Source organism: Halorussus ruber (genome assembly GCF_004765785.1).
In the GTDB taxonomy this organism is placed as follows: Archaea; Halobacteriota; Halobacteria; order Halobacteriales; family Haladaptataceae; genus Halorussus; species Halorussus ruber.
On record NZ_ML219769.1, the window covers coordinates 202,143 to 214,488 of the forward strand.

Annotated in this window: 8 protein-coding genes; 4 read left to right on the forward strand and 4 right to left on the reverse strand. The window is 66.8% G+C overall.

The genetic code is table 11. The features are described from left to right. Positions 1-56: 56 nt before the first annotated feature. Genes EPL01_RS03100 through EPL01_RS03115 form a run of 4 tightly spaced genes read right to left on the reverse strand, consistent with a single transcriptional unit; the run spans position 57 to position 8,798 of the window. Positions 57-3,851, reverse strand: coding sequence for a hypothetical protein (locus tag EPL01_RS03100; RefSeq protein ID WP_135823790.1), 3,795 nt, complete (start codon positions 3,849-3,851; stop codon positions 57-59). Beyond that, positions 3,848-4,513, reverse strand: a complete 666-nt coding sequence (locus tag EPL01_RS03105) for a DUF1788 domain-containing protein (RefSeq protein ID WP_135823791.1) — start codon at positions 4,511-4,513, stop codon at positions 3,848-3,850. Before EPL01_RS03105 ends, EPL01_RS03100 begins: the two co-directional genes overlap by 4 nt. Then, on the reverse strand, positions 4,510-8,424 hold the full coding sequence (locus EPL01_RS03110) for a hypothetical protein (RefSeq protein WP_135823792.1): 3,915 nt from the start codon (positions 8,422-8,424) through the stop codon (positions 4,510-4,512). The genes EPL01_RS03105 and EPL01_RS03110 overlap by 4 nt, the downstream gene beginning before the upstream one ends. A gap of 2 nt (positions 8,425-8,426) precedes the next feature. Beyond that, a complete protein-coding gene (locus EPL01_RS03115) occupies positions 8,427-8,798 on the reverse strand; it encodes a hypothetical protein (RefSeq protein ID WP_135823793.1) in 372 nt (123 codons plus the stop codon). A gap of 321 nt (positions 8,799-9,119) precedes the next feature. Here EPL01_RS03115 and EPL01_RS03120 point away from each other — a divergent pair, with 321 nt between their 5' ends. The 4 genes from EPL01_RS03120 (at position 9,120) to EPL01_RS03135 (ending at position 12,335) form a co-directional block, all read left to right on the forward strand. Continuing rightward, positions 9,120-9,686 (forward strand): hypothetical protein, encoded by a 567-nt coding sequence (locus EPL01_RS03120; protein ID WP_135823794.1) that lies wholly within the window; start codon positions 9,120-9,122, stop codon positions 9,684-9,686. 64 nt (positions 9,687-9,750) lie between these two features. Beyond that, positions 9,751-10,068, forward strand: a complete 318-nt coding sequence (locus EPL01_RS03125) for a thiamine-binding protein (RefSeq protein ID WP_135823795.1) — start codon at positions 9,751-9,753, stop codon at positions 10,066-10,068. Then, on the forward strand, positions 10,065-11,147 hold the full coding sequence (locus EPL01_RS03130) for a thiamine ABC transporter substrate-binding protein (protein WP_135823796.1): 1,083 nt from the start codon (positions 10,065-10,067) through the stop codon (positions 11,145-11,147). Before EPL01_RS03125 ends, EPL01_RS03130 begins: the two co-directional genes overlap by 4 nt. 216 nt (positions 11,148-11,363) lie before the next feature. Next, entirely contained in the window at positions 11,364-12,335 is a 972-nt protein-coding gene (locus EPL01_RS03135; protein WP_135823797.1) for a transcription initiation factor IIB, read from the forward strand. The last annotated feature ends 11 nt before the right edge of the window (positions 12,336-12,346 follow it).

Sequence of the window (12,346 nt, forward strand, 5' to 3'; positions counted from 1 at the left end):
TTTAGCAATTATAAAAATTTCTTTGAAATAGGCTAAGGATGGTTTGAGAGTGCGAATCAGTCCCCGCCGCCGTCCTCGACCAACACGATACTCCCGTCGTCCAACTCGTTCAGTCGCTCCCGAACCCGGTCGAGACGGTCCAAGACGGGGTTGGCCTCGGCGAGCAGTTCCTCGGCCCGCGCCTCGCTCGGTCGCTCGGCGTCCGACCCCTCGTCGGCCTCGACCGCTGAAGCAACCTCGTCGGTCACGTCGGCGTTCGGAAGCTCCCGCCGGAGTCGGTCGGCCGCGCGACGGAGGTCGGCCCACGTCTCGCCGCCGGAATCCGGCCCCTCCGGCGACTCCGGTTCCTTCGCGTCTTCGAGCAGTCGGCGAGCGCGCTCGTATCTCTCGGCCTGCCGGACCGCGGCCGACGCGACCACCTCGCGCTCGGTCAGGGCCGCGCCGTCCCAGACCGCCTCGAACGTCGCCCGGAGGTCCCCGAGCGCCACCTCCTCGAACTCGGCTTCCGCCGCGTCGAGGAGACCGCGGACGGTCTCCTCGTTCTCCCGAAGCCACGCCGTCAGGGCCTCGCAAATCTCCGCGGGAGACGGCTGGGTCGCGTCCTCGCCGGTAATCCGGCGGTACTGGGCCGAGACCACGTCGACGCGGTGGCCCTCGGCGTCTCGGATACGCTCTTCGACGCTGGCGGCGCTCGGTATCGACTCGGCCTCCGCAGTCTCGCGCATGCCAGCGGTAATCTCTGCACTCGGGTACAGCGAGGTCATCACGTCCAGCGCGTCGGTGAACCGAGCCCACAGGCTCGTCCCGTCGGCGACAACCCCTCCGTCGCCACCGAGCGCGAGGAGGTCGCGCGCGGCGGCGAAGGTCTCGGCCTCGGCGAGGAGGCCGTCGAGGTCGTCGTCGCTGTCGAGGTCGGACGTCGAGAGGTCCTCCCCGACGAGAGCGGGGTCAATCGTCTCCTCGAAGGCGTCGAGATTCGCGTCGAACTCCCGGCGAGCGCCCACGAGCGTCCGCTTGACCGTGGCGCTGTTCTCGTCCACCCAGCGGCCGAGTTCGGCCAGCCACTCGTCCGGTCCCTCGCCGCTCGGCCGTTCGTCCAGCACGACCGCGGCGAGTCGCCGGACCTGCTTCGGGTCGATGACCGCGACGCCGAAGCGGACCTGCAACGCGGTCAATCGGCCCTCGGTCCGGACCTGTCGCCCGATTTCGGCCGGGTCGGTCACGAACTCGGTGTCGCGCTTGAGCGCGACCGCCTCGTTGGAGGTCGCAAGCGTCACCAACAGCGCCACGATGGATTCGCGCGGCGTCCCGCGATACGCGCCGGTCGCACTCGTCGTCTGGCGGAGTAGCGTCTCGACGTCGAGCGCTTTCCGGGACTCGTACCGGTCCACGAACGCCCGGCACCACCCGGTGTCCGTGACCTCGGCGGCGTCGGTATCGACCCCGAGCATCGCGGCGTCGGCGGCCGAGAGTGGCCACTCGCCGCTCCCCCGGAAGAACTTCGCCATCGCCTTCGCGTCGTCTACCTCCACGAGGGGCCGCGAAAGGGTCTTTCTCGCCGACCCGAACACCGCGTCCGCCTCGTCGGCGACGGTCCGCTCCAGCGCGCTGTCTCGTTCCCCCCGATAGTCGTGAACGGTGTAGACCCCGGCCGATTCCAGACGCTCGTTCACGTCGGCTTCGAGTCGGCGCTCGTCGGCCCGGTACTCTTTCTCTAACTCCTCGTGGGACTCGGTCTCTGCTTCCAGCACCCGCCCCATCCCGACGACGTTCCGAATCCGGTCGAGTACCTTCTCGCTCACCTCGATGGCGACCAGCACGCGTTCGCCGCCCTCGCGGCCGTCGTTGACCTCCTGCCACGCTTCGACCTGCTCTCCGAGCGTCTCGGGGTCGTCGGCCAGCACGCGAATCCGGAGCGCGTCGTACTCCGGGGCGGGCGCGCGGTCCACGGGTTCGAGGACCGAGTAGTCGTACCGGAGGGGAACCAGTCGCTCGTCGCCCACGTCAACCTCGTGGCGGCTCCCGTCGCTCCGGAGGAGGTCGTCGTTCTCCCGCAGGCGTGCTTCGAGCCGCGCCGACAGCTGGTGGGGCGAAATCTCGGCCGCCCGGTCCTGCGCGCGGCTCAGGATGGTCTCCTGCTCCTCGGAGACCAGCGTGTAGACCTCCTCGCCCTCGTCGGTCGTCTCGGTGAGGACCTTCTGTTCGTCGGCGAGACTCTCCAGCCCTTCTCTCGTCCGTTCCACGACCGCCTCGACCGACGCCGACGCGTCGCCGACCATCAGCCGCCCGAGGTTCTCCGGCGTCGAGGGCACCGCTGGCGTCTGGTTGAGGAGGTACAGCGCCTTGGCGAGTCGGACCTCCCACGTCGCTTCCCGCACGTCTCCCCGCCTGTCCCCCCGCGCTTCTGCGCGTTCCGTCTCGCCGCCGAAGGTGGGCACCAGCGTGTTGTCTATCATCTCTTGGACCCACGGCGGGACGCCGGTCGTCTCCTCGACCAGCAGGTCGAACAGCACGTCCCACGTGACCAGCTCGCCCTCCTCGGCGTCGGCCCACCCGAACTTGGTGAACAGCGACCGGACCAACACCAACAGCGCCCGGCCCTGAACGTAGTCTCGGTCTGCCTTTCGACCCTGCGTAGCGGTCTCCCGACCCTGCGTAATTAGCTCCTGCATCACCGACCGCAAAAGCGAGAGGTCGTACTCGCGGAAGGGGTAGGACTCGACCGGGTCCGGGTCGGCGCTCGTCACCGACGAGTGAGTGGAGAGCGACAGGTCCGGCATCGAGGCCAGCAGCGACTCGACCCGGTCCTCGCCCGCGGACCCCTTCTGGAGCCAGCGCTTGCGGACGATAATCTCGGTGTCGGCACCCTCTAGGGGCACCTGTCGGTGCGTCCAGTGGTCCTCGGGCGGTTCGCCGACCAACTTCTCGCGCGTCTCCGGCAGCGAGTACTGACCGGTCGTGACGACCACCGGATTCGGCCCGCGCTGGAGCGCCGCCATCGTCTCCTCGAACTCCCGATAGCGGTGGGGGCTGTCGCCGACGAACAGCGCGACCTCGTCCAGCCCCAGCAGGAGTTCGGTTCTCGCCTCTCCGGCGTTCAGCTCCTCGGTCGCGGTCTCGACCCGCGAGACGAGATTTCCCGGGCCGAACGACTCGGGTTCGGCTTCCGCCTCCGCCGCCTCGATGGAGGCTTTCACGCCCGACCGCGAGTCGAGGTCGGTCCCGGTCGTCTCGGCCATCGCCGGGAGCGCCTCGTAGAGCCAACTCCGGAGCGAGGCGCGCTCGTCGAGCACCTCCTCGAACGTCCTGCCGTCGTGCTCGAACGACGCGAGCGCGTCCCAGACGCCCTCGTACTCGGTGTCCACTCGCCACGCCCACTCCAACAACCAGTTCGGGTCGGTCGGATAGCCCATCTCCCGGCCGATTGCCTCGTAAATCAGGAAGGGAAGCGGCGGCTCCGTGGAGGCGTCGCGGTCGAGGAGATTCAGGAAGACCGGGCGAAGGCTGTCGGCGTGCGAGGCTTCAATCGAGCGCCGGAGGTCGCCGAATCCGGGCCACTGCTCGGCGAGTCGGTCGCCCAGATGCGAGAACTCCGAGTCGCCCGCGACGAGACCGACCAGTTTCAGGAGGTGGGTCTTGCCGGACCCGAACGTGGCGTGGACGTAGAGGAACCGCGCCGCCTCGCCGGGGTGGATTTCGATGGTCTCGCCGAGCCGACGCAGGACGCGCTCGGCGCTGTCGGTCTCGTAGAACTCGCGCACGTCGGTCTCGGCTCTCTCGCGCGCGTTGACTTTCTGTACTTCTTCGAGTCGTCGCGTCGGGTCGCTGTGGAAGAGGTTCGAAATCGTCATCGTCGCAGGTGTTCCCCCCGAATCGGCCCGTCTATCTGGTGTGCCGGGTAGCAGTGGCGCGAGTCGCCGCCGAAGAAACGTCCCTTCCCGCCGACAGCGTCGCCCGGGACGGGGACGAGAGCGGCGACGGTTGACTCGACGCTCCGCCGGTCGAGTTCGTCCAGCAGTTCCGAGGCGCGAGTGTAGGGAGAGAGGCTCCCGAGGTCGAGCAGGAGGAGAACGTGACTCTGCTCGTTCAACTCGGCCTCCTCGACTTCCGCGGTGACTATCTCCCAGACCAACTCCTCGGCGAGTCGGTCCTGCATCGTCCTCTCGACGCGCTGGCCCACCGACACGCCGTCTTCGGCTTCGAGTTCGGCCAGCGGTTCGCCGAGGTCCACCAGCAGGTTGTACACGTCGGTCCGCGCGAGGAGTTCGTCCAGCCAAATCGGCTGGACAGTCACCTCGTCGGGAATCGAGGGGGGTTCCTCGGTTTCCGCGCTCGTCCCGTCCGCGCCGCTTCCGTCACTCGCCCACGACGCCAACCGGCCGCCGGCTCGATGCTCGACCGCGGGCTCGACCGCCGCGACGACGACCGGGTTGCGGATGCCGCGTCGCCCCTGCGCGAAGGCGAGAATCTCCTCTTTGAACTCTCGGTACGGCGATGCGGTGTCGCCGCTCATCGAACAATCACTCCGTGGTCGGTCTCCTCGATTTCGAGTTCTCGCTCGGCGACGAGTCTCCCCAAGTGGTCTTCGAGACCCTGTCGGTCGCCGGGGACGATGCCGATTCGGCCCACCTCCTCGATTCCCCGGTCGCCGACGACCGCGGACAGTCGGTCGAGTCGGACCGCCAACTCGTCGGGACTGGGGCTCACGGCGTCGGCCAGCGGGTCGAGCTTCGCCACGTCGTCGGTCGCTTCGAGGAGTTCGTCGGTGTCGCGTTCGTCGGTGTCGCGTTCGTCCCCGTCGCGTTCGTCTCCGTCGCGTTCGTCCCCGTCACGTTCGCCCCCGTCGCGCTCGTCGGTGAGCGCGCCAATCGCGCGGTCTATCGTCTCGTACCACCGCCGGAGGCGACCCATCGGCGTGAGGAACTCCGCCTCGAAGGTCGCGTGGACTCCGGCGGGAATCTCGGTCACAGGGACGACCCACGGGTGGTCGTCGATGCGGGCGACGAGGCGGTCCAAATCGCGGTCGGCGGCGAACGACTCCCACGAGCGTTCGAGTGCTGACGCGAGGTCCTCGGATGTTCGGCCCCCGGCGAGTTCGCTGGAGAACGCGCTCCAGCCGTCGGTCGTCCACCACTCGCCCTCGAAGGACGCGACCGCGTCCGACCGCGATTCGACGGCGTCTCGGGCCTGCTCGTCCACCCAGTCGAATCGGTCGTCGCCGACCGTCAGGACCGCGTCGAGTCGGTAGAGCGACGCGAGGCGTCGGTCCCAGACGTCGGCGACTGTTTCGAGCCACTCTCGGGCGTCGTTGGTCTCCTCGATGGCTTCCCCCAGTTTCTCGCCCTGCGACTTGGCGACGGCGAGTCGGTCGGCGGCGCGGTCGGCTCTGGTCGCCAACTCGTCGGCGAAGGCATCGAGGAGTCCCGCGACCGCGTCGGTCCGAACGTCGAGTTCGGCGACCAGTTCCACGTCCTCGCGGAGGTCGGTGAGGCGCGACTCGATTCCGCGGTTGGCGTCTTGGAGCGCGATGAGACCGTCGGCGACGGTCTCGGTCGTCTCCTTGAACCCGCCGTCTTCGAGCATCTTCCCGAGCGGTCTGCGAGGCAGGAGCGTCAGCCTCGTGGTCGAGAGCGCGTCGGAATCGAGGAGGGCCTCGTCTTCGAGCGTGTTGCCCGCCTCGTCCACGGGGAGTAGTCGGCCCTTCCGGCAGAAGCCCCAGAGAATCGCACGGAGCGCGGGCCGGGCGTCGTCGTAGAAGGGCTTGCGCTCGGCGATTCCGTCGAGGACCGTCGTCAGTTCGAGGCCCTCCTCGCGGTCTTCGAGCTGTCGGCCGGTGAGCGACAGGACGTTTCGCTGGATGGTCTGTTTGCCCCGGTTCGCCTCGTGGTCGGGCGAGGGGACCTGAATCGTCCGCGCCCACGCCGGGAGGGGGTCGCCGCTGTCGAGTTCCCGGAGTTCTCGGAGTCGGGTCTCGTCCACTTGGAGCAACATCGGGTGGAAGTCGTCGGGGTACGCGACGTCGACCGCGATTCGGACCGCCTTCGAGAGGCCCGAAACGTCGGTGCGGTCCTTGACGGTGTACGACCCGCTGGTCATCGCGGCGACCAGTTTGCGCCGGACCGCGCTCGCTCGCTGTTCGAGGTCGCGCTCGACTGCGGGGGGTACCGCGCGGTCCTCGGTCGCGTCACGGAGCGCCCACCACTCCACGAGGCGCTTTCGCAGGTCCTGTAGCCCGTCGGTGTCGATTTCCCAGTAGAGGGTGTCCTCGGCGGTTCGCTCGGTGGTCGAGTTCGGGCGCACGCCCTGCACCGCCACGTCGACCGCGAGTCCGCCCTCGGCTTCGCGGGTGGTCTCGAAGTCGGTCCCGTCGAGCGCGAAGTTGTACGAGACGGGGTACTCGTCGCCGGACTCGCCGTAGGGCACCGACTCCGGTAGCGCGAGGTCCTGCGCGAGGCGCTCCCAGAGGTGGTCGTCCAGCGCGCCGACGATTTCGTCCCAGTCTGGGTTCGCTTCCCTCCGTTCGGTGTGGTCGTAGATGGCGCGCTCGTCTCGGGTTGCGAACCGGTAGCGCGGGCCGCCCTCGTCTCGGGTCGGTCGGACGAACTTCTGGAGGCGGTCGAGCGACTCCTCGACCCGGTTGGCGGTGCGTATCCGCGACTTCCCGTCGAGGTCAGACATCACCGCCACCGCGATGTTGCCCTCGTTCAGCGGGACGATGTCGTGGACGCGCCGGAGCAGGACGAGCGCCTTTGCGACCCGCAGGTCGAACTCCTCGATGTCGCTGTCGTCGTCGTAGACCTCGTCTTTGATTGCCCGTACCTCGTCGGGCGTTGCTCTGTCAGGCCGCTCGCCTTTCGCCGTCCCGTCGGCCTCTTCCGTTCCCACGACGACGCGCACGTCCTGCGGGAGGAGGTCCCAGAGTTCCGGCTGAATCTGGTCGAAGAAATCGACCAGCGAAAGCAGGCGGTCGCGCTCGCCCTTCTCAATCCACGATTCGAGGAGTTCGTGCATCAGCGCGGGAACCGCCCGCGCCGTCCCCGAGAAGATGGATTTGGCGGGACCGGCGGCTTCCCGGCGGAGGTTGCACAGGATTTCGAGGAACAGCGGCGCGTGGTACGGCAGAAAGGGGTAGAAGGCCACCAGTTCCTCGGCGTCGATGGCGTCGAGGGGCGGCTTGGTGTTGCGCTTGACTTCGTTGTGGACCAGCGACTCGGTCGGTTTCACGTCGGCGTCTGCGAGGACGTTGCGGACTGCCTGTTCGCCGGTCTCGGACTTCCGGAGGAGGCGGCGCTCGGCGACGTCGCTGACGTGTTCGCTCGACAGTTGGTACCGGTGGGGAAACCGGTCTTTCACGATGCTGAAGTCCGCGCCGTGGGCCGCGAACTCGGGTCGGACGTCCTCGATTTGGGCCTGCGCGGTCGCAACCAGTTGGATGTCGCCGTCGCCCACGTCGTCCACGTTCTCGGCGAGGGTCTGCAACTCGGTCAGGCGCTCGAAGTCGGTGCCGACGAAGCGGCCGACCTCGTCGAGCAGGAGGACGAGTTTGACGGGGTCGCCGAGTTCCTCCTCGCGCTCGACCCGGAGCGATTCCAGCCGCTCGACGGCCTCCTCGGGGCCGATGTCGGAGGGCCGGAGGTCGGCGTAGCCGTCGCGCGTGCCGGTCGCCTCCTCGAAGAGTTCCGGCAGGACGATATCCGAGAGCGCGCTGTACCGCTGGATATCCTCCCAGAGGTCCGCGGTCCGCCAGTCGTACTGGGGCGAGTCGGGCGTCTTTTCGGCCACGATTTCGGCCGCTCGGTCCTGTCGGTCGTCCCACGAATCGGTGGTTCGGTACCACTCCTCGAAGTACGCGACGTCGAGGTGCGAGGAGAGGCCGGTCGAAATCTCGTCATCGACGCCCGTGAGAACGGGGTTCTGATGGGCGTGCCGGAGAATACTCTCGCTGAAGCTCCGGTGTTTCTGTCCCCGATACTTCAGCAGGTTGACCGAAATCGGGACGACGTGATAGTCGTCGTGGACCCGTTCCCACCCGGTACGGAGGTCGCCGAGGTCGGCCGCGTCGGACTCCGCCCCTGCGTCGTCTACTTCTTCCGGGGCGAGTTTGTCCCAGACTCGGTCGGCGCGACCGCGGAGCCACTCGGTGTCCAGCAGGCTGTCGAGGACCGCCAGCGTGTGGCTCTTCCCAGTTCCGTAGTAGCCGTAGAGCCAGTGGTTCGCCCCCGTGCGCACGTCGTCGGTCTCGCCGAGGAGCCGATTCACGAACTCCCCGAGGAAGCGCCGCGAGTCGGCGGTCACGCGGTAGGACTCGATGGCCTCGGCTCGATGGCCGTCGTCGGCGTGACTCCGGTCCGTCCGGCCAGTTCGGTCGATTCGGACCGACTCCGCGACCTCCTGGGGCGCGTCCGCGAACCACTCGCGGCCCATCGCTACGCTCCCTCCGCGTCAGGATAGCTTTCGACCCACGAGTGGGTCTCGTCCCGCGCCGTCGTACAGGCGTCGAACACCGCACCGAGGTCCGCGGGGTTAGACAGACTCGGCGGCGCGTGCTGGAACCGAGACCGCAGCACGCGGTAGATGTTCCGAGAACGCCCCCGCGTGCTACGGTTCGACAGGCGCTCTTGGTACCAGACGCGCTTGGCGTCGTTCCAGTTACCGCGGTCCCGACAGAGCCGAGCGAGCGATTTCGCTCGCTCGGAGCGGAACCCACGCATGGCCACAGCCATGCTGACCTCCTCGGGCGAGAACCGGCCTGAGAGCGACGACGGCCGGGCTCCTCCGTCGTCACGGAGCGTGGTCATAACCGGGAGAAGCCAATCGACGTACTTTACAGTTCGTCATTAGTCACGGCCTCGGAGGTGTCGGTCGGGTCGGGGTTACGGTCGGTGACAGGTGATTTCAGCAGAGCCATCGTGAGTTCCCGAAACTACCCTTCTCCTCTTCGCTCGGGTGCCCGTAGACGAAAGCCGACCGTAAAGACAGGTAATTATTTCTTAAACATAACAAAACAATGCTTTGGTATCGTTTCCGACAGCCTCGTCGCGGCGTCCACTCGCGTCACCGCGACCGACCCCGTGATAAGAATCCGATAATTTATACGCCCCTTCTGCGTTCGTCCATCCATGCTCATTCCGGGTGTCCTCATCGCGCTGGCGACGTTTCCGGGCGTCGTCGCCCACGAGTACGCCCACGAACGAGCGTGCCAGAAACGCGACTTACAGATTCGGGAGGTCTGTTACTTCCAACTCCGGTCGCCGAACGGCTTCGTGCGCCACGAGCAACCGTCCCGGTACGACGACGCGTTCTGGATTAGCCTCGCGCCGTTCACGGTCAACACGCTCTTGGCGGTCGCGTTCGCGGTCGTCGCGGGCGTCCTGCTGTCCGTGACGCGAGCGACGGGGATGGGGCTGTTCGCCTACGCGACGGGGCCGCCAGCGTGGCTGGCGTTCTCGTTCGCGTGGCACGCGATGCCCTCGAAGGACGACGCCGAGAACGTCTACGAACACGCAAAGCGGGAGTGGCGAACCTCGTGGTTCGCGCGCTTCGGCTTTCTCGTCGTCGCGGCGCTGTACGTCTGGCACTACCTGAGCTATCTCTGGTTCGACGCGCTCTACGCGCTGTTGGTGGTCGGCGGCACGATTTGGCTGTCCTACGCGGCGACGAGCGACGCCGTCGGACTCCCGGTCTGAGTGCAGGCGCAATCACCGAGTACAATCACCGGGTTATATGAGTCGATAATCAGTAGTCGGCGACATGACCGTGACGGCGATGCTGACTGTCGCACCGCTCGACGACCCGGAGGCCGACTTCGACGCCGAAATCGCGGCGGCCATCGACGCGCTCGAGGAGTTCGACGTGCGCTACGAGACGAACCCGATGGAGACCACCATCGAGGCCGACGACCTCGGCGAGGTGTTCGACGCGGCGCAGGCCGCGACGGAGGCCATCGACGCGACCAGAACGATGACCAGCCTGAAAATCGACCACTTCCGCGAGGAGGACCTCGCCGTCGAGGAGAAAGTCGAGCGCGTCGAGACGCACCTCGGGCGAGAGGCGGTGAGCGACCGATGAGCGGGAGAAAGAAGGCCGTCACCCGTCGGGAACTCCTCGGCGGAAGCGCGGCCGCGGCCACCGTGCTGGCCAGCGGGTGCGTCGGCGGGGCGTTGCGGTCGCCGTCGCCGAACACGCTCCGGGTCGGGACCTACGGGTCGTTCGTGGACGCGCCGAGTACCAGCGCCGGGGCGTGGATAAAAGACGAGTTCGAGAAGCGCCACGACGCCACGCTCGAATGGGTCGTGCCGGAGAACGAACTCACGGGGTTCGTCCAACGCCGCAAGGAGGGCGTGGACCTCGGTGCCGACGCCTACGTCGGCATCACGCCGGAGGACTTGGTTCGGGCCGACAGCGTCCTCGACAGGCCGCTGTTCTCGGGGTTCGACACCGGAGCGGTCGAGAACGCCGAGAATATCGCCGACGCCTACCACTTCGACCCGCAGCGACGGGTCCTGCCGACCGGGGCCTCCTACGTCTGCATCGTCTACGACGAGCGGGAAGTGTCGGAACCGGCGACGTTCGACGCGCTGGCCACCGAGGAGTACCGCGACTCGCTCCTACTGGCGAACCCCCAGAGTACGACAACGGGACTACTCTTTCTCCTCTGGACGATACAGGAGAAAGGCCCGGACTCCTACCTCGACTACTGGGAGCGACTGATGGACAACGAGGTCCGCGTGCTGGGGTCGTGGAGCGACGCCTACACCGCTTACTCGAACGAGGAGGCACCGATGGTGGTCTCGTACTCGACAGATCAGGTGTACGCCGCCGAGAAGGACGTGGACATGCGACGCCACCAAATCGGCTTCCCGAACGACCAGGGCTACGCCTACGTCGACGGCGTGGGGAAGTTTGCGACGACGGAGCGCGACGAACTGGTCCGGAAGTTCGCGGCCTTCCTCCTCGACCCCGAGGTCCAGCGCAAGACCGCGGTCAAGAACGTCGGAATCCCGACCGTCGAGAACGCCTCGCTCCCGCCGGACGTTCGGCAGTACGCCCACGTCCCCGACGAACCGGTCCAGTTCAGCTACGACGCGCTCGCCGAACACGTGGACGACTGGCGAGACGCGTGGGCGAGACGAGTCGTGGGGCAGTAGCGAGACGCAGAATTTGGGGCGGTTAGTAGTACCGGGTCGCCCGGACGCGAAAGGAACGGAGCGCACCGGGGGCTAGTCTTATGTAGGGAAAATAACCCTTTCTGCGGTCGTTAGCGACGACTTCGAGCGAGAGGAGGGCTTGAAACGCGCGTCTTCCGTCCGCCGAGCAAAACCTTACTTATTAGACGAGGAGACTACTATGTATGGGTCAAGTTAATGCCCCGGCCAAATCGCCAGCGTGAGCGGACGCACGAATCCGCGTCGAACGAAGAAACTACCGAGGAGGAACAAGAGAGCCAGCAGTGTCCCGAATGCAGTTCCGGAAACCTCGTTACGAGCGGTGATAGTAACGAGGTCGTCTGCGAGGACTGTGGACTCGTTATCGAGGAGCAGATGATTGACCGCGGGCCAGAGTGGCGTGCGTTCAATCACAGCGAGCGCGAGAGTAAGAGTCGGGTCGGTGCCCCGACCACCCAGACGATGCACGACAAGGGGCTGACGACCCAAATCGACTGGAAGAACAAGGACGCCTACGGTCGGTCGCTCTCGTCGGAGAAGCGGAGTCAGATGAGTCGCCTCCGGAAGTGGCAGGAGCGCATCCGAACCAAGGACGCGGGCGAGCGCAACCTCCAGTTCGCGCTCAGCGAAATCGACCGCATGGCCTCGGCGCTGGGCGTCCCGCGGTCGGTCCGGGAGGTCTCGTCGGTCATCTACCGGCGCGCGCTCAAGGAGGACCTGATTCGCGGCCGGTCCATCGAGGGCGTCGCAACCAGTTGTCTCTACGCCGGGTGTCGCCAGGAGGGCATCCCGCGGAGTCTCGACGAGGTCGCCGAGGTTTCCCGGGTCGAGAAGAAGGAGATAGGCCGGACGTATCGGTACGTCGCGCAGGAACTCGGCTTGGAGATGAAGCCCGTCGACCCCAAGGAGTACGTGCCGCGGTTCAGTTCAGACCTCGGCGTGAGCGAGGAGGTGAAGGTGAAGGCCAACGAGATTATCGACAAGTCCGCCGAGCAGGGCCTCCTCTCGGGCAAGTCGCCGACGGGGTTCGCGGCCGCGGCGATATACGCGGCGTCGCTGTTGTGTAACGAGAAGAAGACCCAGCGCGAGGTCGCGGAGGTCGCGCAGGTGACGGAGGTCACGATTCGGAACCGGTATCAGGAACAAATCGAAGCGATGGGGCTTCACTGAGCGACGACGGC

Excerpts from the sequence above, each read along its gene's own strand:
- EPL01_RS03100 (WP_135823790.1), bottom strand. The coding sequence starts at position 3,851 with ATGACGATTTCGAACCTCTTCCACAGCGACCCGACGCGACGACTCGAA.
- EPL01_RS03105 (WP_135823791.1), bottom strand. The coding sequence starts at position 4,513 with ATGAGCGGCGACACCGCATCGCCGTACCGAGAGTTCAAAGAGGAGATT.
- EPL01_RS03110 (WP_135823792.1), bottom strand. The coding sequence starts at position 8,424 with ATGGGCCGCGAGTGGTTCGCGGACGCGCCCCAGGAGGTCGCGGAGTCG.
- EPL01_RS03115 (WP_135823793.1), bottom strand. The coding sequence starts at position 8,798 with ATGACCACGCTCCGTGACGACGGAGGAGCCCGGCCGTCGTCGCTCTCA.
- EPL01_RS03120 (WP_135823794.1), top strand. The coding sequence starts at position 9,120 with ATGCTCATTCCGGGTGTCCTCATCGCGCTGGCGACGTTTCCGGGCGTC.
- EPL01_RS03125 (WP_135823795.1), top strand. The coding sequence starts at position 9,751 with ATGACCGTGACGGCGATGCTGACTGTCGCACCGCTCGACGACCCGGAG.
- EPL01_RS03130 (WP_135823796.1), top strand. The coding sequence starts at position 10,065 with ATGAGCGGGAGAAAGAAGGCCGTCACCCGTCGGGAACTCCTCGGCGGA.
- EPL01_RS03135 (WP_135823797.1), top strand. The coding sequence starts at position 11,364 with ATGCCCCGGCCAAATCGCCAGCGTGAGCGGACGCACGAATCCGCGTCG.